A 24,225-nucleotide genomic window follows, 5' to 3' on the forward strand; every position below is an offset into this window, starting at 1 on the left:
GTCCGTCACGGAGGACAGGGAAACACCTGGTCGATCCCTCGCCGCCAAGCGATGAGTTTCGTGACGCCCCCAGGTCTGCCTGTCAGACCGTCCCCATCGCGTCCGCATCGGAGTCGCCTTGAAACTTCTTCTCACGTCGGCGGGTATTACCAACCCGAGCATCCATGCTGCCCTTGTGCAGCTGCTGGGCAAGCCGATCGCCGAGTCGGCTGCCCTGTGTATCCCCACTGCGGGCTACGGGCACCCGATGGGTGGCCCGGCGGCGGCCTGGCGTTTCATCAGCGGACAGTCCCGCCTGCCCATGTGCGGCCTGGGGTGGAGATCGTTGGGGGTGCTGGAGCTGACCGCGCTTTCCAGCATCGGGGAGGAGCGTTGGATTCCCTGGGTCCAGGAGGCGGACGTCCTGCTGGTGAACGGCGGCGATGCACTGTATCTGGCGCACTGGATGCGCCAGTGCGGACTGGCGGACTTCCTGCCGTCACTGCCCGACAAGGTCTGGGTGGGGCTCAGCGCCGGGAGCATGGTGATGACACCCCGCATCGGGGAGTCCTTCGTCGAGTGGAAGGCGCCCACCGGCGACGACAGCGCGCTGGGCGTCGTCGGTTTCTCCATCTTCCCGCACGTGGATCACGTCGACCTGCCGGAGAACACCATGGCCGCAGCGCAGAGGTGGGCGAGCGGTCTGCCGAATCCGGCGTACGCGATCGACGACGACACCGCCATCACGGTGGTCGACGGTGCGCTGGAGGTCGTCTCCGAGGGCACATGGAGACACTTCCCCGCCTGAGCAAGCGACGATACGGCCCGTTGGCCCCTCACCACCAGCGCAGCGTTCGGGCCCACGAGACTCCTGGTGACCGATCACCCGTTGTCGCATGTCGTTTCAGGCGCGAGAACTACGTTGTCGGGATCGGGAGTTGGGGGCCCTCGGTGTCAGTGGGTCCTGGCATGATCGCGGTCATGACCACTCCCTTCACGGAAGAGCTCGTTCTGAGGGCGGCCGAGAAGCATGGCGTTCCCGTGCCGGTAGCGCAGGAACTGCTCTCCGGCTCCCGACCGTGCCTTCACCTGCTCCCCATCCAGTGCCTGACGCCCGCTCAGCAGCACGAGGCCCGTCCCGCCGCGCGCACGGGAGGCCTCCCCCGCCTGCCCGACGGCGTGGACTGGCCCGATGGGCGCAGTCCTCTGGTGCTGACCGTCGATTGTGCGGCGCTCCCTCGCGAAGCCCTCGACATCGCACTGCCATCCGACGGGAGCCTGTTGTTCTTCACCCAGATCGAATACGAGCCGGAGTCGTCGGTGGTGCTCCACGTTCCCGCCGACGTGCGGACCACACAACGCTCGGCGGCGTATGAGCTCGACGGCGAGCCGGAGGAGGTCAAGGTCTACCAGCCGGATGATCTGTATCCGGTACCGGGACTGACCGTCTCACACGATTGGCGCGACGCCCCGGCGACCAGCGCGTTCGTGGAAGGCAGCGCGGACCGCGACGACATCCTGGACGATTTCGAGGACGCCGTGCGCGAAGGGGCAGCGGGGGGTGCCTCGCGCGGAATCGCCGTCCAACTCGGCGGTTTCTCCACCCCTTGGCAGTCACCACCCGACGAAGGCGACCTCGTCCTCCTTGCACAGATACACGGACAGTCGATCGACCCCCACGTCTACACCCAGACCCTCATTGTCGGCACCCGCGAAGACATCGCCGCGTGCCGATACGAAGCCCTGGAGTTCGAGCAGCAGGTCTAGTGAACGGCATCCTCCGCTGTGTCGTCGAGCGCACGACGGGGTCATCTCTGTCAGGCCCGGCAGCGCGCAGCCGACCAGGATCGCGCGCCCGGACTGCCGGCGCAGCGACAGTACGGCGCCGAGGCGTGCCTGTCCGCCGGGTAGGGCACCGGCATCGTGCGGGCGGTGCCGTGCTGCGCTGTGACCAGCGGCCCAGCGATGTCGGTGGGAACGGGAGGCATCGCACCACCGCGAGCGGGTGAGTGCGCGAGGCCGTCGGAACCGCGGACAAGCGACCGAACTGTTCGGGTGAGCACAAATGCCTTGGTCTGCTGGGCCAACGAGCTCGGCGCCATCGCCGAGCTGAGGTTCGTCCTCCGCGACGACGGTCCTCCTGCCGCGGGCGCGGCGGCGAGCTGCGACTACAAGGCGGCCCGTGAGCGACCCCCGGCCCGCCCTTCACGAAGAGCGCAACACCAACGAGCGGACCATCAGCAAGAGGAAGACCTGACACGGCGCCGCCACCCACTACCGCCTCGGTCCCGCGACGGCGTAGGCCGCGCAGCCGACGACCGTGAGGGCCAGGGCCGTCCAGGTGCCCGCTGCCGTGCCGGGAGGCAGCAGCATCCACACCGCCACCTCCATCGGCACACTCGTCGGGGGCGGGGCGAAGAACGAGAACGACAGCCAGGCGAACGGCAGCGTCCATGCGTACTGGCCGCCCCAGAGCGCCGCGCCCAGGGCGACCAGGCCCATCAGGCCCGCGCTGTCCCGGACGACGAACGCGGTGGTGGCCATGGGCGCGCCCATGGTCTGCACGGTCAGCAGTGCCGCGGCGACGACCACGCCGGCAAGCAGCACGTGCCCCGTTCTGCGGGGTACCCAGCGGATCGCGGCCGTCCGGTCCAACGCCAGGTCCTGCCCGCCGAGCCCGATCGAGAAGGCCATCGCCCCCGTGGCGAGGACGAGCACGGGCAGCCGTGGATCAACGGGGTCCGCCCCCTCGTGCCGGGCGAGTGCCCACACCGCTGCCACTCCGATCACCACCGCGGCGAGCGAGGCGGGAACCTGACGCGAGCGGGCGTACAGCGTCAGCCATCTCACCGGGACGCACCGCCGGACAGCACCTCGAACGGATCACCCTCGCAGGAGAGCGCGGCGGCGCGCATCGCGTTGATCCGTGCGGCCTGCTCGGACCGAGGAAGCGCCGTGAGTTTCTCCCACACCGGGCGGGTCTCGGATTCGACTTCGCGGCGCATCCGTGCCGGCGTGCCGCGCAGCGGCTTGAGGTCCCCCAGGACCCAGCCCGCCGCGATGGTCTGCGCGTAGTCGTCTCCCCCGAAGCTGCCCCAGCCGACCGGGGTGCACCCTGGCACCATGCCCTTGGCGATCAGGGCGCGGGTCAGCTCCCCGCCCTTCGCGGCGGCGACGATGGCGTCGTCGAAGTCGAGGAGCACGGTCTTGCGAGACCACTGCGGTGTGGAGCCCTCCGGCAGTACGGCGGTGTTCTCCCGGACCGAGAGCGGCGCCTGATCACCCAGGACACCGTGCAGCAGCCGCAGCGCCTCCTTGCCGGGACCCGCGAGGTCCGCGAGTCGTGCCTGCTGCGTCTTTGTCACGCACACCGGTCCGTCGCACACCAGCTCCGCAGCGGCCTCGTCGACGACGTACATCCGGCGCGGATCGGAGGGGAGGATGAGCAGGGCGACCGTCGCGCCCGCCAGGACGGGCGCCAGGGCGGCCAGCCGGGCGCGCGGGGTCGCGGCGACGAGCAGCGCGAAGCCGGTCACGGCCATGCCGAGCAGCCAGATCGTCTGCCCGACGTGCACGGAGGCAGAGAGCGTGACGAACGCCTCGCGCACCTCCTCCACGGTTGGTGACAGCAGCGAGATCCGGTTCGGCTCCGTGCTCGTGAACCCGTCCGCCGTGTTCGTCTGCGTCCGGCCCAGCGACATGTGCATGAGGGCTGTGAAGACGAAGGCGCTCATGGCCAGCGCGGGCGGGGTGAGCGGGGACGGCAGGGCCCTCCCGGCCCCCATGCCCAGCACCGACCCCGCGACGAGGAAGAGTGCCCCCACCAGCGAGACCGGCAGCCACCCCACGTGCGTGTACTCGGTGTGGGCGAGCACCTGGACCCCGCCCACGAGGACGAGGAACGCGAAAGCCGAGGCCAGCGTGATCGCCGTCGCGCCCGCCAGGGTGGCCGCGCGGTGCCGGGCCGGGCGCGGTGTGCTCGTCAGCAGTTCGGACATCTTCGAGCGGTGATCGCGCAGCCCCTGCAGCGCCCCGAGCCCCACGGCGAGCGGCCACAGGTAGAACAGCAGGCCGCGGGTCCACAGGGCCAGTGGTGTCCACTGGGCCGTCCATGCCGTGGTGCCGTTCCACCAGGCGCCGTCCAGCAGGTACAGGAACGCCAGCGCCGGCACCAGGACCACGACGCCCGCCCATGGGGCGACCGAACGCCTCAACTCGATACGCAGGACGCTGCCGTTCACCACGTGCCCCTTCCCTGCTCGGGATTGAGCAGCAGGGCCGAGTAGCCGCGCTCCAGCGGGTTGTCCCCCACGTGTTCGGGGCCGCCCACCGAGGCCAGCTCATCCGGAGGGCCCTGGAAGACCAGCCGACCCTCGTTGAAGAGCACCACGTCGGTGCAGGCGGCGGCGACGTCCTCCACCAGATGAGTCGAGACGAGCACGCAGGTGTCCCTGCCCAACTCCTGCAGCAGCTCGCGGAAGCGCAGCCGCTGCGCCGGGTCCAGGCCGACCGTCGGCTCGTCGAGGAGCAGGATCGTCGGGTCGTTGACGATGGCCTGGGCGATGCCGACCCTGCGCACCATGCCGCCCGACAGGGCCTTCATCCTCTCGTCGGCGCGGTCCGCCAGACCCACCCGCTCCACCGCGCGCTGCACCGCCGCGGGGATGTCCGCTTTGGGCACCTCCTTCAGCCACGCCATGTACTCGACGAACTCGCGCACCGTGAAGCGCTTGTAGTAGCCGAACTCCTGCGGCAGATAGCCGATCCGGCGGCGCACCGCACGGTGTTCGCCCCCGCCGGCCACGGATTCGCCGAGCAGCTCCAGGCTGCCCTCGGTGGGTCGCAGTACGGTGGCCAGCGTCCGGATGAGAGTGGTCTTGCCCGCCCCGTTCGGGCCGAGCAGTCCGTGGACGCCGGTGCCCAGCGACAGGTCCAGGCCGTCGACGGCCATCCGTTTCCTGCCGACCCTGACCTTCAGACCGGTGGCCTGGATCTGCCAGGCGTAGGGCGTCGGTGCGATGTCGGCCGCGCTCACGGCGGTCGTCATGTGGTGGTCCTTTCGCATGTTCTTTCCGATGGTCATCGATGAGCTCCCAGCACGGTGTACGCGCCTCTGCGGGCGATCACGACACCGATACCGACCGCGAGGATGAGCCCCCACGCGGGCAAACCGCCCGTCTGCAGAGCGAAGGCCGTACGGCTGGTGGCCAGCGTCGGAACCACGACCACGGCGGCCCAGACGGTGGCCAGCACGACGGCTGCGCGCCGCACACCGACGACACCGCCGAGCGCCAGGGTCATCGAGGTGAAGGCCAGACAGGGCAGCAGCCACTGGGCCACCATCACCCCCGTCGCCCAACCGCCCACCGCCAGCACGGGGACGACCACGGCGAGCACGGACGCGGTGCGTCGCAACACCAGATAGAGCCCGGCCCTGGGAACCGAGGCCGTCAGTTCGTACGCCGGGTCCAGACCGCGCGACCAGCACGCCGCCACGCCGAGCACCGGCAGGACCGGCGCGAACAGCAGCACCAACGACACCTCGCCGGAGCCCGTGCCGGACAGATCGAGCAGCAGGGCGGCCAGCGTCACGCCCACGACCATGGCCAGCCACGGCACCATCGCCGGCGTCATCCACCGCGACAGCGGCGCCGACCAGCGCCGTCGGCGCGGCATCGGGGCCGTGACCGCGAGTTGGGGCTCCAGGCCGGACCACACGGTGTCGACCAGTGACGTAACGGCGGGCACCCCGGCAGCGACAGCGGCAGACAACCGGTCGCGGCACACCCGGCACATCTCCAGATGCGCCTCCACGGCCCACACCTCGTCGGCCAACAGGTCCGCGCCGCCGCGCACATAGCCTTCGATGATCCGCATCGACGCGTGTTCCACACTCATGCCAGCGCCCTCCGCATCTCGATACGGGCCCGGCGGGCACGGGTCTTGACCGTGCCTTCGGGCAGCCCGAGCAGCACCGCGGTCTCACGGACGGACAGCCCGTCGAGCACCATGGCCTGCAGTACCTGTCTCAACTCCGGCGCCAGGCACCTCAGTGCGTCCCCGACATCACCGTCGACGGTTCCCGCGAGCGCCGACTCCTCGGCAGCGGGCACCGCCTCGGGCACGGCAGCGGCCGGCGGTGGCTGCGCGTGGTGCGCCCTGCGCCTGAACGCGTCGACGAGGCGACGCGCCGCGATCGTCCACAGCCAACCGGTCGCCGTCCCCCCGACCGCGGCCCCGGCGAACGCACCCGCCGCGCGCCAGACCGCCAAGTAGGTCTCCTGCATGACCTCCGCGACGATCTGCTCGTCCTCGCACCGGCGGCGCAACCGCACCGCCATCCACGGTGACGTACGCCGGTACAACTCCTCGAACGCGGCACGGTCGCCTTTGGCCACCAGCCGGACGAGACGCTCCTCGTCCACCTCGTGCAGCGCTGCTCTGACTGATCTCACACCTGCTAGACGCCCGGCCCGGACGACAGGTTTTCGCGGCGCCGTGATCCATGTCACACAGCAAGCCTTGCTGTCTCCGCCTTCGGGTCTTCGGTCGGCAGCGGCACGCGAACGTCACGAACCAGGTCCACGCCGACCGGCTGGAGGGCTCCGTGCGCCGCGGCCAGTTCGAGCGACGAGGAACGCAGGAAGCCCCGTCGGGACAGGGTGACCACATGGGATCCCTGCCCCGACGGGGCTCGGTCGGCCGGGCGGCGGGTTACCGGCGCCCGGCACAGGCCGGTGCCGTGTGCAGTGCGTGGCGGCTCAGGCGAAGTTCACGTCGCTGCACCACATGTAGGCCTGGTCGAGGTGCGAGGCCTGCCAGATCACGAACAGGATGTGGTGTCCGGTGTAGCCGGAGGTCTGCACGGGGAACGTGATGTTCTGTGCCGGGGCGAACCGGCCGGTCTGCGTGATGAAGTCGAGGTTGCCCCAGCCCAGGGTCTGGGTCTTGGGGTCGAAGCCCTGCTTGCTCACGTAGACCTTGAAGTAGTCGGCACCGTGGGACGCCTGGTCGTACAGCTGGACCGAGAAGTTGTTCCCGATGGTCGTGGTCTTCCACGGTCCGGGCTTGTCCAGGCTGGCGTTCCTCGAGAGGTTGTTGCTGCAGAGCGTCCCGTCGGGCGTCCGCGCCTGGAACTGGCCTCCGAGACCATCGCGGAGCGCGCTCATCCAGTTCCACATGGTGTCGGCGTTGGCCTGGAAGGCCTGCCAGCACATGGGGTCCTGGGTCTGCATGGCCGGGTTCATGTGATCGCTGCCCCACGTCTTCCAGCACTGGTACGCGCGGGTGGCGGGGCCGACGATGGTGCCGTGCGCCTGGGCGGGGGTCGACCAGGCGAGGGCGCCGACGACCACGGCGAACAGCATGACGAGCACCTGGAGAGGTCGGCGGGCAGAGGGACGCGACCGCCCGGTTAACGGAATCTTGTTACGCATGTGGGGGGACTCCTTCCAGTTGGCAAGGCTGTGATGGGAGCGCTCCCAAAGTTAGGACTTCTGAGTGAGATGTCAATGAAGCAGACAGAGTTGATTACAGAGGCGACTGGCGAACAGGGCATCTGGCGTGAGGCGCGGGCCAGAAGGGTCCGCGGTACCGAAACGCATGTCCTGGGGATCTCGACGCCAGATGCCCCCAGGACGTCTCTTTTCAGCCATGCCTCCACAACGTCCCTGTACGGAAAGGTACTTCCGCCCGGGATCATGCACCTGACATCTTGCATCCACCACTTGTTTCGTAGGGCCCGGCCCGTGTCATAAGCACGACCGGGCTGTCTCCGGAGGTTGCCTTGACACCCCACGTCCTCAGCCGCTCCAGACGCACGCTGGTGCTCGCGGCCACGCTCGGCGCCACCCTCGCGTTCGGCGTCCCGGGCGCCCTCGCGGGCACGCTCCCCGTCGTCTCCTCCGCCGCGCCGGCCGCCAAGGTCTCCGCTCCGGCCGCCGTGTCGGCTTCCCAGAGCGCGGCCTGGGTGGCCGGGACGCGCGCCTACCTCGTGATCACCGCCCCCGGTGACACTTCGGCGGTCCGCTCGGCGATCACGGCCAACGGCGGCACCGTCTTCTCGAACTACGACGCCATCGGCGTGATCGTCGCCCACTCGGCGTCCAGTTCCTTCGCCGCCACCATGCGCGGCGTCTCCGGCGTGCAGCAGGTCGGCGCCACGCGTACGTCGGACGTCCCGGCCGACGCCTACAACCCGGCCCTCCCGGCCAATCCGCCCCAGGCCTCGACCCCGGCCGGAGAACCGGTCCGGGCCGACATGAGCCAGATCAAGGCCGACCAGGCCTGGGCGGTGAACCCTGGCTCCGCCTCCGTCACGGTCGGCATCCTGGACACCGGTGTGGACGACCAGCACCAGGACCTGGCGCCCAACTTCGACGCGGCCGACTCGGTCTCCTGCGCCTACGGCAAGCCCGACACCCGTGCCGGCGCGTGGCGGGACGTGGACACGCACGGCACTCACGTAGCGGGCACCGTCGCCGCGGCCAAGAACGGCAAGGGCGTCGTCGGCGTGGCCCCCGGCGTGAAGATCGCCGCGGTCCGGGTCGCCGAGCCGGGCAACTCCTTCTTCTTCGCCGAGAACACGATCTGCGGCTTCGTCTGGGCCGGCGACCACGGCTTCAAGGTCACCAACAACAGCTATTACACGGACCCTTGGCAGTTCAACTGCCCGGACAACATCGACCAGGCCGCCATCATCGAGGGCGTCAAGCGCGCCCAGGAGTACGCCGAGGGCAAGGGTTCCCTCCAGGTCGCCGCGGCGGGCAACGAGAACTACGACCTCGCCCACAAGACGACCGACTCCGCGAGCCCGAACGACTCGACGCCGGTCACCCGCACCATCACCAACGCCTGCCTCGACATCCCGACCGAGCTGCCGGGCGTGGTCACGGTCGCGGCCAACGGCACCGGCGTCACCAAGGCCTCGTTCTCCAACTTCGGCCAGGGCGTCATCGACATCGCGGCGCCGGGCAGCAACGTGTACTCCACCGTCCCCGGCGGCGGCTACGGCAGCAAGAGCGGCACCTCGATGGCCACCCCGCACGTGGTCGGGGTGGCGGCACTTCTCGCCAGCGCCAACCCGGGCATCACCCCGGCGCAGCTCCGCGCCAAGCTGGCCGAACAGGCCAACGACATCGCCTGCCCCTCGGACAGCCGCTGCACGGGCACGACGGCCAACAACTCGTTCTTCGGCGAAGGCCAGGTCGACGCCCTCAAGGCCGTCGGGGCCACCCCGCCGCCCGGCAAGTACTTCGAGAACCTCGCGGACTTCGCCGTCAACGACAACGCGACCGTGGAGAGCCCGATCGCCGTCACCGGTGTGACCGGCAACGCCCCGGCCACCCTCAAGGTGGGGGTGGACATCAAGCACACCTACATCGGTGACCTGAAGGTCGACCTGGTGGCGCCGGACGGCACCGTCTACACGCTGCACAACCACACCGGCGGCAGCGCCGACAACATCGCGCAGACCTACACCGTGAACGCCTCCTCGGAGGTCGCGAACGGCACCTGGAAGCTGCGCGTCAACGACAACGCCGCCTCCGACACCGGCAAGATCGACGCCTGGAACCTGACCTTCTAGCGCAGGGCCCGGCAACGCCTGGAATCAGCACGCAACATGGGCCCCGACCGGGGTGTAACCGCGGTCGGGGCCCATACGCCGGTGGCGTCCGGAACTGACGGTCACGCGCACGTTCAACGGTCCTCCGCGCTTTGGGCGGTGAGGGCAGCGGCAGGCTCGGTGGGGCGTCGACCATCACCTGCCGGCTCACGTGTGAGTGAGCGTCGTGTGGGAGTTGTGTCCCACGGATCAGGCGCTGATGTCCGTGGCAGCTCCGGTGGGCAGCCAGCGGAAGCGACTGCGGATATCGGCGGGCGCGTGGGCGAGTTCGTACTCGATGGCATCGCGGCCCTCGTGGAAGTGGTGCCAGCCCTCGTAGTGGACGGGGATGGCGGTGCGGGGTCGCAGCAGGCGGCACAGGTGCACGGCCTGGGCGGCGGTCATGGTGTAGCGGACCGGTCCGGTGATCGGGAAGCGCACACCCCCGACATGCAGCAGCGCGGTGCCCACGGTCAGGTGCCGGGCCACTTCGCGCACACCGCCGTACAGGACGGTGTCCCCGGAGATCCACAGTGCGCCGTGCTGCTGGCCCTCCCAGGTGAGGGCGAAACCAGTGACCTGTCCGGTCAGGAGCCGTGACAGGGGCGGCCCGTGGCGGGCTGGGGTGGCGGTGACGGTGACGGTGGTGCGATCCGGGGCGTGCAGGCGGGTCGTGGTCCATGGGGCGAGACCGTGAGCTGCGCGGCCGAGGCGGCGGGCTCCGGCCGGGGTGGTCAGGACGGTCCGGGCGGTGCGCAGGACGTCACGGCCGGTGCGGTCAAGGTTGTCGCCGTGCTGGTCATGGCTGAGCAGGACGGCGTCGATCGGCGGCAGGTCGGCGGCGGCCAGGGCGGGCCCGGTGGCCTTGTGCGAGGAGGTGCCCCAGCCGAAGCTGTAGCGCTGTCCGGGCGGGTCGAAGGTGGGATCGGTCAGCAGCCGCCAGCCGCCCGTCTCGATGAGGGTGGTCGGGCCGCCGATGTGGGTGATACGCAGGTCGCTCATGGGGAGACTCCGTTCCCGCGCCCAGGCCGTAGGGTGCCCGCCCGGGCGCGGTGCGCGCCGCGGGTGCGGTCAGGCGTGGGCGAGGGCCCAGTCCAGGGCGTGGTCGGCGACTTCCTCCCAGCCGTCCTGGGCGGGCATCAGATGGGAGCGGCCGGGGAACACCGTGACCTCGGTGATGGTGCCCTCGGCCTTGTAGTGCTTGGCGTTGGACTGCTGCACCTTGGGGGGCATGAGGTGGTCGTTCTCACCTGAACAGAACAGCAGTGGTACCCGGCCCGTGTTGTGGTAGTCGACGTAGGTGTCGGTGTGGCCGGGGTGGATGTTGGCCAGGGCGCTCCCCCATACGATGCTGCCGGGGGCGGGTATGTGGTAACGCTCGTAGGTGGCGTGGGCCTGGTCCTCGGGGAAGGTGTTGGTGAAGGCGTAACGCCAGTGGTCGTAGTCGAAGCCGACGGCGCGGTGGCGGTTGGCCGGGTTCCTCAGTACCGGGAAGGTCGAGCGGACCTGGGACAGCGGTACGACGGCCACGCCTTCGGTGGGCGCGGAGTTGATCGCCACTCCGGCGGCGCCGAAGCCGTGGTCGAGCAGGATCTGGGTGAACGCGCCGCCGGCGGAGTGCCCCATGATGACGGGCGGTCGGTCCAGCTCTGCGATGACCTTCTCCAGGCTGGCGATGATGGCGGGGACGGTCACGGTCTCGATCGGGGTCGGATTGGCGTTGAGAGCCTCGACTTCCACCTCGAAGCCGGGGTAGGGCGGGGCGATGACCCGGAAGCCCTTGTCCTGGTAGTGGGCGATCCAGCTTTCCCAGGCGCGCGGTGTCACCCAGAAGCCGTGGACGAGAACGATGGTGTCGGGTTGCATCGGTGTGCTCCTCAGCGAGTGGCCTGGTGGGCGGCCTGGATCTGGCGGACCACGATGTCGGGGCGGGACATCATCACGGCGTGGGACGCACCCTTGACCTCGACGGTGCGGCTGTGGGCTCGCTCGGCCATGAAGCGCTGCGCGGCGGCCGGGATGACGTTGTCCGCGGTGGGGATGACGTACCAGGACGGCAGGTCCTTCCATGCCGGGGCGCCGCTGGGGCCGGCCAGCCCTCCCACGCTGCCGGGACGTTGCGCCGCCGCCATGAGCCGGGTCTGGGAGGACGGCAGGTCGGCGGCGAACACCTCGCGGAACTTCGCCGGGTCGACGTAACCGTCCTTGCCGGTGCTGCCGTCCGGCAGCGGGTAGTCGCGGGTGATCAGTGCGTCCGGCAGCTTGCTGCCGGGAAATCTCCCCGCGAGTTGCAGCGCGCTCTCGCCCTGGTCGGGGGCGAAGGCGGCGACGTAGACGAGGGCTTTGACGTTGTGGTGGTCGCGGGCGGCGTTGGTGATGACCTCGCCGCCGTAGGAGTGGCCGACCAGGATGACCGGGCCGTCGATGCTGTCGAGGATGCTGGAGACGTAGGCCGAGTCGCCGCCCAGGTCGCGCAGCGGGTTGGCCGCAGCGATGACCGGATAGCCGGCCTTCTGCAAGGCGGCGATGGTCTGGTACCAGCCGGAGGCGTCGGCGAACACGCCGTGGACGAGGACGACGGTCGGCCTGGGGCCGCTCGTGTGCGCCGTGGTGGCGGAGACGGGGGCGACCGCGCCACTTACGCCGGCCACGAGCGCGGCGGCGAGCAGGCACGAGCTGACTGTACGACGGCGAGGCCGTGGACCGCTGAACATCATGTGTTGGCTCCTGTGCTCGGGTTTCCCCGGAGGGCGGCCGGGGAGGCGGGCGGTACTCCGTCAGGAATTGAGGAACTCCAGCAGGTCGGCGCCGAGCTGCTCCTTGTGGGTGTCGGTGATCCCGTGTGGGGCGCCGGCGTACACCTTGAGCGTCGCCTTCTTGATGCGGGCGGCCGACGCCTTGCCCCCGACCTCGATGGGCACGACCTGGTCGTCGTCGCCGTGGATGACCAGCGTGGGCACGTCGATCGCGTCCAGGTCCGCGCGGAAGTCGGTCGCGGAGAAGGCGGCGATGCACTCGTACGCCCCTCGGTGCCCGGCCTGGAGGCCCTGGCGCCAGAAGGCGTCCCGGATGCCCTGGGATACCTCGGCACCCGGCCGGTTGTTGCCGAAGAACGGCCCGTCGGACAGGTCGCGGTACAACTGCGAGCGGTCGGCCAGCGATCCGGCCCGGATCGCGTCGAAGGTCTCGATCGGGACGCCGCCGGGGTTGTCGTCGGTCTTGAGCATGAACGGGGGGACCGCGGAGACGAGTACGACCTGGGCGAGCCGGGCGGTGCCGTGACGGCCGACGTAGCGGGCGACTTCGCCTCCGCCGGTGGAGAATCCGACCAGGGTGGCGTCACGCAGGTCCAGGGTGTCGATGAGGGTCGCCAGGTCGTCGGCGTAGGTGTTCATCTCGTTGCCGTTCCACGTCTGGGTGGAGCGGCCGTGGCCGCGCCGGTCGTGTGCGATGGCCCGGTAGCCATGGGTGGCCAGGAACAGCTGCTGGGCCTCCCAGCTGTCGGAGTTCAGCGGCCAGCCGTGGCTGAGGACGACGGGGCGACCTGTCCCCCAGTCCTTGTAGTAGATCTGGGCGTCGTCGGATGCGGTGACGAAGGGCATGGGCTTCTCCCGACTGGTGGCCGGGGCGCCGCAATGCCGTCCTCCCTGCCGCACCCCGTAGTTGTGAAGGACTTGCGTGGGAGCCTGGCACGGAGATGGCCGGTCGCCTTTACCCTGCCTGTCCAGGGCTGTCCCCTGTGTGCCACGGCCCCTACCGCAGGCGACCCGCGCACCTGCCGCATCGCGGGCCGCGGCAGAGGTGCGCGCCTGCTCGTGCTGTATGCATGCATCTTTGCCCGCGCAGCTTCACACGGCGGACACTCGCTTCCTGGGCGGCGACCTGGCGCGGCCGGAACGGGAGGGGTCGTGCTCGTCCTCGACACGAACGATCTTCGACTCGGCGACCGGATCGCAGCCTTCGAGGCGGTGGCCGCCGGTGAAGGCGGCGTTTCCTCCGTCCAGGAGGAGGAGACCGAGGAGGGGGTCTGGAAACGACTCGAACTCTGGCCTCTCGGCCCGTTGACGCTTTTCCACACCCAGGGCACAGGTGTGCGCATCTCCCGCTCGCTCCGGCAGGCGCGGCGCGACGCGATGGACACTGTCGCGATCAACATCCACCGCCAGGGAACCGGCGGTTTCACCTGGGCCGACCATCAGCGGCGCATCGGCCCGAACAGCGCGACCATGCACCACATGCCTGCCGGCTACGAGTACTGGTGGTCCGGCCTCGGCAGCACGCTGGCCCTGATGTTCGACACCGAACGCCTCAGCCTGCCCGAAGCGACGATCCGCAGCTCCATCCCGTCGCTCCAGCACAGCCCCATCGGACAGCTGCTGATCCACCACGTGCTCGGCGTGCACCACATCGCCGACCAGATCAGCGCGGGCCCCGAAGCCGATGCCCTCGCCTCCGCCACCGTGGAACTCGTCCGGGCCTGGGTGGTCTCGGTAGCCGGCGACGACTCCACCCGCCGGGCAGTCGGCAGGGAAACCCTCCTCACACGTGTTCTGGCCTATGCCCGCGTCCATCTGCGGGAGCCCGACCTCACCCCTCAGCGGATCGCCTGGGCGCACAACACCTCCGTGCGGACGCTGTACCGGTTGTGCGACGACGGCGGAGTCAGTCTCGAAAAGTGGATCATCCGCCGTCGGCTCGAAGGCGCGCGTGCCGACCTCGCAGCGCCCGGGCACTCGCACCGCACGATCGAAAGCATCGCCCGCAGTTGGGGCTTCACCAACCCGGCCTTCTTCTCCCGCCGTTTCCGCCAGACCTACGGCACCACCCCCAGCCAATGGCGAAGAGTCTCGCGGCAGGGCCGATTCCTGCCCCCGCTGGACGATCGCTGACCGACTCGCCGCGAGCAGGCTGCGATGCAGGGGCGGATCTTCACGACGGGTGCGTTGTAGCGTCGACGAGGCAGGCGCCGACGCGGCGTACGTGGACGTGAACGCACAGGCGCACTTCGTCGGCGGACAGCACCTCGCCGGCGGCGCACGGGAACAGGTCGAGAACGGCACCTTGTCGTGGCCCGCCGAGCCCGACCCGTACGCCATCACGTCGGTCTCGACGAGCATGGTGCGCACGTCGAAAAGGCTGCTCCCGTGCCGTCACGGTCCTTGCCGTCCCGCGGCCGTGGTCGAGTGGTCGGGAACCGCTGCCCGCCGCCTCTCCCGGCCGTTCCAGGTCGTTGTGGCCGGATTTCGTCACCGGCGGGTAACAGGTCGCGATGCGGGTGAACTGTCGGCTCCTGGGTGATGTCTGGTTCGTCGGGAGCGGCAAGGAGCCACGCTCCGGACCACGGGACTCGGGGGACAGCATGCGGTACGTGAACAAAGTGCGCGGTTCGGTGCTGACGGTCGTCGTGGCTTCGACGGCGCTGGCGGTGGCAGCATGCCAGCCCGGTGCTGGCGGCGCCGACACCGCGGACGGCGGCACCACTTCGTCCGGGACCGTCAGCTCAGCGCCCTCCTCCTTCACGCCCGGCTCCCCGGCGCCCTCCGGCTCCCTGCCCGCGCCCACCACCTCCGCACCTCTGCCGTCCGCACCCGCTCCGGCCGGTTCGGCGGCGACCTGCGCCGCGGGCAGTCTGAAGGCGACCGCCCGTCAGGCCGCCGTACGGCCATCCGGTACGGGGACGGGCGCTGCCGTCGTCGAGTTCACCAACGTGTCGGCACGAACGTGCGTCCTCAAGGGGCATCCCGCGGTGGCCGGCGCCGGGAACGGCTCTCCCGAGATGAACGTGCCGCTCACCGTCAAGCCGACCGGAGCCGCTGGTTCAGTGAAGGTGGCCCCCGGGGGCAGGGCCTGGGTGAAGCTGACCTTCGTGCAGGTGCAGGGAGAAGGCGACGGGTACTGCGCGTCCGGTTCGGCACCCGTGGTGTATCCCACGATGGTCGTCCGACTGCCCGGGTCCGGAGCGCACCAGGTGGCCCTGGACGACGGGCAGTTCGCCGAGTGCGACGACACCGTCACCGTCACCGCCGTATCGGCGGTCAGGCCTTCTTGACCGATACCTCTCAGGGGAGGCCACGCAGGTGGGACACGCTGAGCCGACGTGTCCGCGAGCGCGTCCGAACAGGCCGCGTGCGTCGGCCAAGGTCATTTCTGCCAGATCATCCAAGCGTTGGTCTGGCGTGCCATTGGCTGACGCCCAGCGATGTCAGAGCGGCACGGCGGGGCAGCGGGTACCGCGGGGTGGGACGGAGAGGTCGGCGAGATAGCGGTCCACGGCGTCCTGCATGCACGGGCCGCTGGTGACGCTGCCATGGCCGTGGCCCTCGTAGGTGAGGAGCACGCCGCTGCGGCCGAGCTGCCGGGTCACCGAGACCGCCCATGGGTACCCGGTGGCGGGGTCGTGCAGCGCGTTGGAGACCAGGATCGGTGGGGCACCGTGTACGTCCAGGCGGTGCTGGGGATTGGCGGTCGGTGCGCCCAGGCACGCCGCTGTCATGTGCAGCGGCAGCAGGTGAGGCAGGTCGGGCGCGGTCGTGTTCATCATGGTGACGAGCGAGGCGTAGTCCCGGTAGTCACGCACGGGCAGGTGCCAGTCGGCGCAGAAGACCGGGGTGGCCGCAGGAAGCGGCGCTGTCGAAGTGGGCGACGCGGGCAGCGGCATGCTCGCTTCCATCCGCGCGATCGCCGTTGCCAGGCCCGCGTAGTCTGCCTGGTAGAACCTCCGGAACGCGATCTTGTTGACCAGGTCCGACGACGACAGCGAGGTGCCGGGCCTCGCCGGGTCCTCCAGCTCGCCGCGCCCGGCCCGAGCCAACAGGTCCTGCCAGACGGCACGGACGTCGCGGCCGTGCAGCACGCAGTCCGTGGCACGGCCGCACCACTGCACGAACTCCTGGAAGGAGTCCTCCGCTGTGGCGGCCTCGGCGTGAAGAAAGGCACGGGCGGTCGGGACGCTGTGGTCGATGACGCTCTCCAGCACCATCGCGCGCACGCGGCGTGGGTAGGTCTCGGCGTACTGCGCGCCGAGCAGCGTGCCGTACGAGCTGCCGTGGAAGGTCAGTTTCCGCTCGCCGAGGGCGGCCCGGAGGGCGTCCAGGTCCCGGACCGTCTGAGCAGTGTCAAGGTGGTCGAAGACCGGACCGGTACGGGCGCGGCAGTCCGCGCGGAGCCGCTTGTTGTACGCCATGGTGGCGTCGAAATCCGCCTGGCTCCTCAGCACCGGTGACGGCCGCTCAGCGAGCAGGGCGGTGGAGCAGGTCACCGGGTTGCTGGCGCCCACCCCGCGCGGGTCGAAGCTGACGATGTCGAACCGGCGACGGACCTCGGGGCTGAAGCGGCTGACGTTGCCCACCACCATCTGCACACCCGAGTCGCCCGGCCCACCAGGGCCGAACACCATCGAGCCGACGCGTGCGTCGGGGTCGGTGGCCTTGCGCCGCCCCACGGCCAGGTCGAGTCTCGGTCCCTTCGGACGGGCCCAGTCGACCGGTACGGACAAGGTGGCACACTCGGCTCCCGGCTTCTCCGGGGCGTCACACGGTGCCCACCGCAGGGTCTCTGGGGCGGACGGCGACGCGTGGACCGCGGGAGCGGCGGCGAGGCCGGTGACGGCGGCCATGGCGACTCCCCCAGTGAAGGCCGTGGCCCGGATGGCGATCCGCCGTAGCGCGGATCCGTCCCCCAACTGCATGAGTCCTCCTCGTGACGAGCGCGGTGGTGTCAGGCGTGCGGACCCGGCCGGGACGCTGTCGTCACGTTAGGCGCGCTGTTCCTGGTTCGGCGCCCGCGTCAGGGACTTTTCCGGGTCGGCTCAGGGACCGATCAGGGCCGCCGGGGCAGGCGGAAAGCGCCTGGGCCGGGTCAAGGGGGTCTCCGTCAACAGCTGCTGTCGGTCCGTCAGCCACGCGCCACCGACGTACGCCAAGCACTGCTCCTTGGCGCGAGCCCTCACCCTGCGAGCTGGCATGCCCGGCCCCCTCACACTACCCAGACCCCTCCCTCAGAACACCCCATGTCTGACGCGGTGATCCGGGGACGGACTGCACATTAACCGCCACAGGACAGGAATTTGTGTCGCAGGACTAGACACCGGCCCCACCGATACCCGCTAATCCATCCCATGTATCAGCGGAGTGGATCGATGGAGTCTGATCGGTGGCACCCCGCACCCAAGGGCACCTCTTCTCAGGTTCGCAGATCTCTCACTCTCTTCCTTCCGCGCGCTCGATGTTTCGACCACTGTTCGAGATTTCGACGGAACCGCTCACTCAGGAATGAGGACTCCATGCGCAGGCACACCTTCCGCCGCAAGCATCTGTCCGTGATGCTCGCGGCCCTCCTCGCCGTGGCGGCGCTGCTCGTCGCCGCACCGGCACAGGCCGCCACCACCGCCGCCCTGCGCGGCGTCGGTTCCGGCCGGTGCCTCGACGTATCGGGCGCCGGCCAGAGCGACGGCACGAACGTGCAGATCTGGGACTGCACGAACGGCACCAACCAGCAGTGGACGCTCACGGACACCAACCAGCTGACGGTGTACGGCAACAAGTGCCTCGATGTTCCGGGCCACGCCACCACGGCAGGCACCCGGCCGGTGATCTGGTCCTGCAACGGCGGCACCAACCAGCAGTGGCGGGGCAATGCCGACGGCACGGTCGTCGCCGTCGAGTCCGGGCTGTGCCTGGATGTGTCGGGCGGCGCCACGGCCAACGGCACGGCGGTGCAGCTCTGGAACTGCAGCGGAGGCAACAACCAGAAGTGGACCGGCCTGTCCGCACCGCCCGGCGGCACCTGCACTCTTCCGTCGACCTACCGATGGAGCTCGACCGGCCCGCTGGCGCAACCCGCCAACGGGTGGGCCTCGTTGAAGGACTTCACCACCGTGACGTACAACGGCAAGCACCTGGTCTACGCGACCGCCTCGGACGGATCGTCATGGAAATCGATGGCGTTCAGCCCCTTCACGAACTGGTCGGACATGGCATCGGCCGGCCAGACCGGGATGAGCCAGGGCGCGGTGGCTCCCACGCTGCTCTACTTCGCGCCCAAGAACATCTGGGTGCTGACCTCGAACGGGTGGGGCACCCAATGGCCCTTCGTCTACCGCACGTCGAGTGACCCCACCAACCCCAACGGCTGGTCCGCGGCGCAACCGTTGTTCACCGGCAGCGTCCCCGACGGCAGCGCGATCGACCCGACCGTGATCGCCGACGACCAGAACATGTACCTGTTCTTCGCCGGCGACAACGGCAAGATCTACAGGTCGACCATGCCGATCGGGAACTTCCCGGCCAGCTTCGGCTCGTCGTACACGACGATCATGAGCGACACGGTGAAGAACCTGTTCGAGGCGCCGCAGGTGTACAAGGTCCAGGGACAGAACCAGTACCTCATGATCGTCGAGGCTCGGGGGGCGAGTGAGCAGCGCTTCTTCCGCTCGTTCACGGCATCCGGCCTGAACGGTTCGTGGACCCCGCAGGCCGCCACCGAGAGCAATCCCTTTGCCGGGAAGGCCAACAGCGGTGCCACATGGACCAACGACATCAGCCACGGTGACCTGGTCCGCAACAACCCCGACCAGACCATGACCGTCGACCCCTGCAACCTGCAACTGCTCTACCAGGGCCTGTCCCCCAACACACCGTCCGGCACCCCCTACATCCAACTGCCGTACCGTCCCGGCCTGTTGACCTTGCAGCGCTGACCCACCCGCTCAAGGGGTTCGCGACGAGGTGCGGTCCCACGCGTGGACCAGCCGTCCATGCGTGGGACGCTGCCCACCCGTCCCGGGACCGTAAGAATCTCGACCGCTCCTGCGCGCAGGACGGCGGCTAGCCTCGACTCGTGAGTACCGAAACGGCATGCGGACGGACATGAACCGGGAACCGCTCTTCTGCGACGTCCCTCTCGCGCGACGCATCGAACGCGTCGAGGCCCATCTGATGGCCGCGGCCGCTGAGGCTGCTCGCCTGCGCCGGGGGGACGACGTCGGGTTCGTGCGGTGGGTGGCCGGCGCAGTGGCCGCGTTTGCCGAGGACGACTCACCGTTCAACAAGATCGCCGGACTGGGGTTCGCCGGAATGCCCGAGGCGGCCGCATTGGCCGAGATCGAGCGCACCTTCGACGATCGTGGTGCTCCGGTGCAGGCCGAGATATCGGAGTTGGCCGATCCGGCGGTCGGCACCCTTCTCACGGCCCGCGGATATCGGCTGGAGTCGTTCGAGAACGTGCTCGGGCTCGCACTCGACGGCACGCACGAGCGCGCCACGCACCCACGTATCGAAGTCCGGGTGGCACGCGACGAGGAGTTCGAGGCGTGGCTGGACGTCGTGGCCGACGGTTTCGCTCATCCCGACGGGCAAGGTGTCCCCTCACACGAGGAATTCTCCCGTGAGGTCCTCACGAACGCTGAACGGGACTTCACGTCGGCAGGCGTGGTGCCCTACATCGCGCTGTACGACGGCACCGTCGCCGGCGGCGGCAGCCTCCGTGTCGCGGACGGCGTCGCCCAGCTCACGGGCGCGGCAACAGCCCCTGCCCACCGCCGACGCGGCGTGCAGTCGGCCCTGCTCTCGGCCCGGCTCTCCGACGCCGCGGCTGCCGGCTGCGACATCGCCGTCGTGACCACGCAACCGGGTTCCACCTCCCAGCAGAACGTGCATCGCCAGGGCTTCCACTTGCTGTACACCCGTGCCGTGCTGGTGAGACGGATGCAGCCGAGAGAACCTGTGCCTCGTCCTGATGCGCCGGTCACCATCCCGCACGAGGTGCGCGTGGTGCCGTACGACGGTCCGCGGAAGGACATCAGGCCGCTGTTCGAACTGGCCGAGGACTCAGCGGCGCAACTCGACTCCTACATCGAGGACGGGCGCGTGCTGGTCGCGTTGCGGGGAACGGAAGTGGTCGGTCATCTGCAATGGGTCGCCACCCACCGGGCCGACACCTTCGAGATCAAGAACATGGCCGTACGGGAGGACGTACAGCGCACCGGTGTGGGCGGACTTCTGGTGCGCAGTGCCATCGACCTGGTCTCGCGGGCGTCGGGACGACGCCTGCTGGTTGCCACCGCCGCGGCAGACACCGGCAACCTGCGTTTCTATCAGCGGCACGGATTCCGTGTACGGACCGTCGAACGGGACGCCTTCACCGCCCGCACCGGCTACGAACCCGGCACCCTCGTCGACGGCATCGAACTGCGCGACCGGATCTGGCTCGATCGCCCGATCGGAACCCGGTCCGGCTCGGACCCTCACCGCCCACAGCCATGATCGGCCCACAAGTCCGCCCCGGAGACCTCGCCCTGATCGCTGGTCTGACCTTGGATCCACCACCCCCTACGTCAGGAATCCCACCGACCTGCACCACCTCCACAAGCACCATGTGCCCGGGCGCCGGCGGGCGATGGTCCTCGTCGGCTTGCGTTCGCTCTCGCCGCCTGGGGCGATGAAGCCGTTCGCCGAGGCCGAGAACGGGTCAGGCGTCGGCCGTGCGCCGTCACCTACGTCCTGACCCGCCGTGCCTGGGCGTCATCGACCCTGCTCGTCGGCGGCCCAGTGCTCGAACGCGGTCAGGTGCCGCTCGGACGCGGCGAGCAGGTGGGTGTAGACCTCGCGTGTGTCCGGGGCGGTGAGTCCGGACAGTGCCCTGGTCAGTGCGGCGATGTCGTCGCTCTCGACCGCGCGGCCCGCGTTCAGGGCTCCGGTCAGACTGTCCTCGCCCTGTGTCAGGAGCCTGTCGTAGGTGGCCTGGACGCCAGGGTCGGTGAACTCACCGGCCGGCTTGCCTGCGGTCGGGTCGCTGACGTCGTAGCGGTCCAGCAGGGTGCGCACGACGGTGAGGTGCCGGGTCTCCGCCGCCGCGATCCGCTGGAAGACGCGCACGTCGTAGCGTGCGGCGAACGCCGTGTAGAGGTCGTGAGCGAGCTTCTCCTCCTCGGCCATGGTCGACAGCGTGGCCTTCTGGGAGGCCGTCAGGGTGCCCTGATCGGCCAGGGCGGATGCGTCGCAGGGGCCCTCGTGCCGCCGGATGCCGTCCCAGCGGTCGCCGTGGTGGGGCGCCTGGTGCTCGGCGCTCGTCATCATGCTCTGGGACATGGTCTGCGCGGCCGTCGGTGCGGCACCGCCGGTGCCCGCGGTCACCGGGGCGACGGTCAGCACTGCGCCGATGGCGAGGGCGCCCGCGATGACCGCCGTCGCGATCTTGATATTGCGCTTCATGGCGAACCTCCTGGGGTCTGCGGGAGCGTCCTGCGTTCCCGCATCCTCACCGTCGCCCCGGCCCCTGCAGTCGCCGTGCCGTGCGTGTGGAGACGAGATGGAGACGACGGCCGGTGACTTGGGGCTGTTCGGCCCTTCTCGGGGCGTGCGCGCGTCGCGTAGACGTGGGACATGGCCGCCACCGTGCTCGTCGTCGAGGACGAGAAGGAGATCCGCGAGCTGCTGCGCCGCTACCTGGAGCGCGCGGGGTACGGCGTGCTGACGACCGGCTCGGGCGCCGAGGCGGTACGGCTGCTCGGCGAGCGGGGGATCGACCTGGCACTGCTCGATCTCGGGCTGCCGGACGTGGACGGCGACGAGGTGCTGCGCGAGGCCCAGGAGCGGGGGCGGGTGCCGGTGGTGGTGCTGACCGCCCGCACCGCCGTGGAGGACCGCATCCACGGGCTGCGGCTCGGAGCCGACGACTACGTGACCAAGCCCTTCAGCCCCACCGAGGTGGTACTGCGGGTGAGCGCGGTGCTGCAGCGGGCCGGGGGCACGGCGGCGGGGGCGGCGCCGGTCGCGACGTACGGAAACGGACGGCTGCACATCGATGAGGCCCGGCACGAGGCGGTCCTGGACGGGGTGCCGGTGGATCTGACGCCCACCGAGTGGGGTCTGCTGACCACGCTGGCGTCGGTGCCGGGCCGGGTGTACTCGCGTTACGAGCTCGTCAACCGGGTGCGCGGCTACGAGTTCGCCGGATACGAGCGGACGGTCGACTCGCATGTGAAGAACCTGCGGCACAAGCTCGCGGCGGCCGGCCCTGGACTCGTCGAGACGGTGCTGGGCGTCGGCTACCGGCTGGGGTGGGCCCGTGACCCCTGAGCCGCGTTCGCAGCACTTCGGCGTGCGGTCCGGTGGGCTCGGCCCGCTCGGGCGGCGCCTGTTCACCGCGTTCGCCGTGGTCGCGCTGGCGTCCGTGGCCCTGCTGACCGTCGCGGCATTCGTGGGCACCGACCGCGGGCTCAGCAGCGCGCACCAGGCCGAGCGGCAGCGCGCCGCCGACCGGGTGGCCGCCGCGACCGCCGACGCCTACCGGACGGCGGGTGACTGGGCCTCGGCCGACCTGTCCGCGGCCCGGTCACTGGCCTTGGGTGCCGGGGCGGTGCTCACGGTGCGCGACGCGGACGACAAGACGGTCTCCAGCGGCTCCGATTCCGGCTCGGGCTCCGATTCCGGCTCGGGCTCCGATTCCGGCTCGGGCTCCGATTCCGGGGCTGAGGGCGAGCACGGGATGTCTAGCTCGGGACAGGGCCACCATGGGCAGGGCATGGGCTCGGGCCCCGGTGCGAGCGCGCCGGTGGCGGTCGACGGCCGCACGGTGGGCTCCGTTCAGCTGGCCTTCTCGGCAGGCTCCGGGTCGGCGGGCCGGTTGGTCGCCTGGGGCTGGGTGGCCGCGGCTGCCCTTGGCGCGCTGGCTCTGGCGCTGGCCGTGAGCTGGTTCGTCACCCGGCGTCTGACAGCTCCCGTGGTCCGGGTCGCGGCCGGCGCCCGCGCACTGGCCGGCGGGGACCGCAGCGCACGAGCCGGCATCGACGCACCCGGTGAACTGGGCGACCTCGCCCGCGCCTTCGACGCCATGGCCGATGACGTCACGCACGCCGAACGGGCCCGCCACCGCCTGGCCGCTGACGTGGCCCACGAACTGCGCACTCCGCTGGCATCGTTGCAAGCGGGTCTGGAAGAACTCCGCGACGGCTACGCCGACCCGTCGGCTGAGCGTCTGGCTGCCCTGCACGACCAGGCCCTGCGACTGGGCCGCATCGTCGGTGACCTGGGAGAACTTGCGGACGCCGAATCCGCCCGGCTGTCCCTTCGCCTGGCCGAGGTCGATCTGACCGCCCTGGCCCGCGCAGCCGTGACCGAGCGGGAGGCCGAACTCCGTGGCGCCGGGCTGACCGTGCATGCCGTCTGCGGTCCCGCACCCCTCCGGATCCGTGCGGACGCGGACCGGTTGCACCAGGCCCTCGGCAACCTGCTGAGCAACACCGCCCGGCACTGCCGTCCCGGCGACACCGTCACCGTCACGACGTCCGCCACGCCCACCGAAGCTCTCGTCGAGGTGGCCGACACCGGCCCTGGCATCCCCGCCGACGAGCTGCCGCACGTCTTCGACCGGCTGTGGCGCGGGGCCCACGCTCGTGCCGGTAGCGGCAGCGGCATCGGCCTCGCCGTCGTCAAGGAGCTGGTCACCGCCCACGGCGGCACGGTCACCGCGGACTCCGGGCCAGGCGGTGGGACGCGGATGACGCTCCACCTGCCACGGGCCGTGACCGACGAGCAACTACTCATCTCCGGTCCGGGGGCGAAGCCGCGCATTGCCCCTCGGGCAAATACCCCCGGGGGTATTTGACGCCCGCCTCACGGCCGCCGTACTCTCGCCGAAGAGAT

General features: G+C 70.1%; 22 protein-coding genes. 9 read left to right on the forward strand and 13 right to left on the reverse strand.

The annotated features are described in order from the left end of the window. The first annotated feature begins 175 nt into the window (after positions 1-175). Positions 176-787 carry a Type 1 glutamine amidotransferase-like domain-containing protein gene (locus M2163_RS06685; protein WP_348540968.1) on the forward strand — a complete coding sequence of 204 codons (612 nt, stop codon included), beginning with the start codon at positions 176-178 and terminating at the stop codon, positions 785-787. Positions 788-960: 173 nt separating this feature from the next. Beyond that, positions 961-1,746, forward strand: a complete 786-nt coding sequence (locus tag M2163_RS06690; protein WP_280893415.1) for a DUF1963 domain-containing protein — start codon at positions 961-963, stop codon at positions 1,744-1,746. Between the two features lie 507 nt (positions 1,747-2,253). Here M2163_RS06690 and M2163_RS06695 read toward each other — a convergent pair. The 7 genes from M2163_RS06695 to M2163_RS06725 all read right to left on the reverse strand — a co-directional run bounded on the left by M2163_RS06695 (position 2,254) and on the right by M2163_RS06725 (position 7,346). Then, positions 2,254-2,829 carry a hypothetical protein gene (locus M2163_RS06695; protein WP_280893416.1) on the reverse strand — a complete coding sequence of 192 codons (576 nt, stop codon included), beginning with the start codon at positions 2,827-2,829 and terminating at the stop codon, positions 2,254-2,256. Beyond that, the gene (locus M2163_RS06700; protein ID WP_280893417.1) at positions 2,826-4,220 is read right to left on the reverse strand and encodes a hypothetical protein; all 1,395 of its coding nucleotides are present in this window, start codon (positions 4,218-4,220) and stop codon (positions 2,826-2,828) included. Before M2163_RS06700 ends, M2163_RS06695 begins: the two co-directional genes overlap by 4 nt. Beyond that, positions 4,217-5,026, reverse strand: coding sequence for an ABC transporter ATP-binding protein (locus M2163_RS06705; protein ID WP_280893418.1), 810 nt, complete (start codon positions 5,024-5,026; stop codon positions 4,217-4,219). Before M2163_RS06705 ends, M2163_RS06700 begins: the two co-directional genes overlap by 4 nt. A 32-nt stretch (positions 5,027-5,058) precedes the next feature. After that, positions 5,059-5,877 (reverse strand): zf-HC2 domain-containing protein, encoded by an 819-nt coding sequence (locus tag M2163_RS06710; RefSeq protein WP_280893419.1) that lies wholly within the window; start codon positions 5,875-5,877, stop codon positions 5,059-5,061. Then, a complete protein-coding gene (locus M2163_RS06715; RefSeq protein WP_280853792.1) occupies positions 5,874-6,434 on the reverse strand; it encodes an RNA polymerase sigma factor in 561 nt (186 codons plus the stop codon). Before M2163_RS06715 ends, M2163_RS06710 begins: the two co-directional genes overlap by 4 nt. A 53-nt stretch (positions 6,435-6,487) precedes the next feature. Further along, positions 6,488-6,649, reverse strand: a complete 162-nt coding sequence (locus tag M2163_RS06720) for a hypothetical protein (RefSeq protein ID WP_280893420.1) — start codon at positions 6,647-6,649, stop codon at positions 6,488-6,490. A 91-nt stretch (positions 6,650-6,740) separates the two neighbouring features. After that, positions 6,741-7,346 carry a lytic polysaccharide monooxygenase gene (locus M2163_RS06725; protein ID WP_280893421.1) on the reverse strand — a complete coding sequence of 202 codons (606 nt, stop codon included), beginning with the start codon at positions 7,344-7,346 and terminating at the stop codon, positions 6,741-6,743. A 458-nt stretch (positions 7,347-7,804) separates the two neighbouring features. On the opposite strand from M2163_RS06725, the gene M2163_RS06730 reads away from it, so the two are divergent. Further along, positions 7,805-9,565, forward strand: a complete 1,761-nt coding sequence (locus M2163_RS06730; protein WP_280854304.1) for a S8 family serine peptidase — start codon at positions 7,805-7,807, stop codon at positions 9,563-9,565. Between the two features lie 228 nt (positions 9,566-9,793). On the opposite strand, the gene M2163_RS06735 is transcribed toward M2163_RS06730, so the two are convergent. From M2163_RS06735 to M2163_RS06750, 4 genes are all read right to left on the reverse strand, one after another. After that, positions 9,794-10,585: an MBL fold metallo-hydrolase gene (locus M2163_RS06735; protein ID WP_280853791.1), complete on the reverse strand. Its 792-nt coding sequence runs from the start codon at positions 10,583-10,585 to the stop codon at positions 9,794-9,796. Between the two features lie 69 nt (positions 10,586-10,654). Further along, positions 10,655-11,449, reverse strand: a complete 795-nt coding sequence (locus M2163_RS06740) for an alpha/beta hydrolase (protein ID WP_280853790.1) — start codon at positions 11,447-11,449, stop codon at positions 10,655-10,657. A gap of 11 nt (positions 11,450-11,460) precedes the next feature. Further along, positions 11,461-12,297, reverse strand: a complete 837-nt coding sequence (locus tag M2163_RS06745; protein WP_280897220.1) for an alpha/beta hydrolase — start codon at positions 12,295-12,297, stop codon at positions 11,461-11,463. 63 nt (positions 12,298-12,360) lie between these two features. Further along, positions 12,361-13,185: an alpha/beta hydrolase gene (locus M2163_RS06750; protein WP_280853789.1), complete on the reverse strand. Its 825-nt coding sequence runs from the start codon at positions 13,183-13,185 to the stop codon at positions 12,361-12,363. Positions 13,186-13,491: 306 nt separating this feature from the next. On the opposite strand from M2163_RS06750, the gene M2163_RS06755 reads away from it, so the two are divergent. After that, positions 13,492-14,472, forward strand: a complete 981-nt coding sequence (locus M2163_RS06755; RefSeq protein ID WP_280893422.1) for a helix-turn-helix domain-containing protein — start codon at positions 13,492-13,494, stop codon at positions 14,470-14,472. A 470-nt stretch (positions 14,473-14,942) separates the two neighbouring features. Then, positions 14,943-15,632, forward strand: coding sequence for a DUF4232 domain-containing protein (locus M2163_RS06760; RefSeq protein ID WP_280853787.1), 690 nt, complete (start codon positions 14,943-14,945; stop codon positions 15,630-15,632). 153 nt (positions 15,633-15,785) lie between these two features. Here M2163_RS06760 and M2163_RS06765 read toward each other — a convergent pair whose 3' ends face one another. After that, positions 15,786-17,198, reverse strand: a complete 1,413-nt coding sequence (locus tag M2163_RS06765) for an alpha/beta hydrolase (RefSeq protein ID WP_280897221.1) — start codon at positions 17,196-17,198, stop codon at positions 15,786-15,788. A gap of 666 nt (positions 17,199-17,864) precedes the next feature. On the opposite strand from M2163_RS06765, the gene M2163_RS06770 reads away from it, so the two are divergent. Together M2163_RS06770 and M2163_RS06775 are read left to right on the forward strand one after the other, a co-directional pair. Further along, positions 17,865-19,280 carry a non-reducing end alpha-L-arabinofuranosidase family hydrolase gene (locus tag M2163_RS06770; protein WP_280893423.1) on the forward strand — a complete coding sequence of 472 codons (1,416 nt, stop codon included), beginning with the start codon at positions 17,865-17,867 and terminating at the stop codon, positions 19,278-19,280. 157 nt (positions 19,281-19,437) lie between these two features. Further along, entirely contained in the window at positions 19,438-20,844 is a 1,407-nt protein-coding gene (locus M2163_RS06775) for a GNAT family N-acetyltransferase (RefSeq protein ID WP_280893424.1), read from the forward strand. Positions 20,845-21,102: 258 nt separating this feature from the next. Here M2163_RS06775 and M2163_RS06780 read toward each other — a convergent pair whose 3' ends face one another. Then, positions 21,103-21,792, reverse strand: coding sequence for a DUF2202 domain-containing protein (locus M2163_RS06780; RefSeq protein WP_280893425.1), 690 nt, complete (start codon positions 21,790-21,792; stop codon positions 21,103-21,105). Positions 21,793-21,963: 171 nt separating this feature from the next. On the opposite strand from M2163_RS06780, the gene M2163_RS06785 reads away from it, so the two are divergent. Together M2163_RS06785 and M2163_RS06790 are read left to right on the forward strand one after the other, a co-directional pair. Then, positions 21,964-22,659, forward strand: a complete 696-nt coding sequence (locus M2163_RS06785) for a response regulator transcription factor (protein WP_280893426.1) — start codon at positions 21,964-21,966, stop codon at positions 22,657-22,659. Then, positions 22,649-24,187 carry a HAMP domain-containing sensor histidine kinase gene (locus M2163_RS06790; protein WP_280893427.1) on the forward strand — a complete coding sequence of 513 codons (1,539 nt, stop codon included), beginning with the start codon at positions 22,649-22,651 and terminating at the stop codon, positions 24,185-24,187. Before M2163_RS06785 ends, M2163_RS06790 begins: the two co-directional genes overlap by 11 nt. Positions 24,188-24,225 lie beyond the last annotated feature (38 nt).

Source organism: Streptomyces sp. SAI-135 (assembly GCF_029893805.1).
Classification (GTDB): Bacteria; Actinomycetota; Actinomycetes; order Streptomycetales; family Streptomycetaceae; genus Streptomyces.

What these genes read in the sequence shown, in the direction of transcription:
- M2163_RS06765 (WP_280897221.1), bottom strand. Translation starts at nt 17,198, where the DNA reads ATGGCCGCCGTCACCGGCCTCGCCGCCGCTCCCGCGGTCCACGCGTCG.
- M2163_RS06785 (WP_280893426.1), top strand. Translation starts at nt 21,964, where the DNA reads ATGGCCGCCACCGTGCTCGTCGTCGAGGACGAGAAGGAGATCCGCGAG.
- M2163_RS06690 (WP_280893415.1), top strand. Translation starts at nt 961, where the DNA reads ATGACCACTCCCTTCACGGAAGAGCTCGTTCTGAGGGCGGCCGAGAAG.
- M2163_RS06740 (WP_280853790.1), bottom strand. Translation starts at nt 11,449, where the DNA reads ATGCAACCCGACACCATCGTTCTCGTCCACGGCTTCTGGGTGACACCG.
- M2163_RS06780 (WP_280893425.1), bottom strand. Translation starts at nt 21,792, where the DNA reads ATGAAGCGCAATATCAAGATCGCGACGGCGGTCATCGCGGGCGCCCTC.
- M2163_RS06775 (WP_280893424.1), top strand. Translation starts at nt 19,438, where the DNA reads ATGCGGACGGACATGAACCGGGAACCGCTCTTCTGCGACGTCCCTCTC.
- M2163_RS06710 (WP_280893419.1), bottom strand. Translation starts at nt 5,877, where the DNA reads ATGAGTGTGGAACACGCGTCGATGCGGATCATCGAAGGCTATGTGCGC.
- M2163_RS06705 (WP_280893418.1), bottom strand. Translation starts at nt 5,026, where the DNA reads ATGACGACCGCCGTGAGCGCGGCCGACATCGCACCGACGCCCTACGCC.
- M2163_RS06725 (WP_280893421.1), bottom strand. Translation starts at nt 7,346, where the DNA reads ATGCTGTTCGCCGTGGTCGTCGGCGCCCTCGCCTGGTCGACCCCCGCC.
- M2163_RS06735 (WP_280853791.1), bottom strand. Translation starts at nt 10,585, where the DNA reads ATGAGCGACCTGCGTATCACCCACATCGGCGGCCCGACCACCCTCATC.
- M2163_RS06760 (WP_280853787.1), top strand. Translation starts at nt 14,943, where the DNA reads ATGCGGTACGTGAACAAAGTGCGCGGTTCGGTGCTGACGGTCGTCGTG.
- M2163_RS06750 (WP_280853789.1), bottom strand. Translation starts at nt 13,185, where the DNA reads ATGCCCTTCGTCACCGCATCCGACGACGCCCAGATCTACTACAAGGAC.
- M2163_RS06745 (WP_280897220.1), bottom strand. Translation starts at nt 12,297, where the DNA reads ATGTTCAGCGGTCCACGGCCTCGCCGTCGTACAGTCAGCTCGTGCCTG.
- M2163_RS06770 (WP_280893423.1), top strand. Translation starts at nt 17,865, where the DNA reads ATGCGCAGGCACACCTTCCGCCGCAAGCATCTGTCCGTGATGCTCGCG.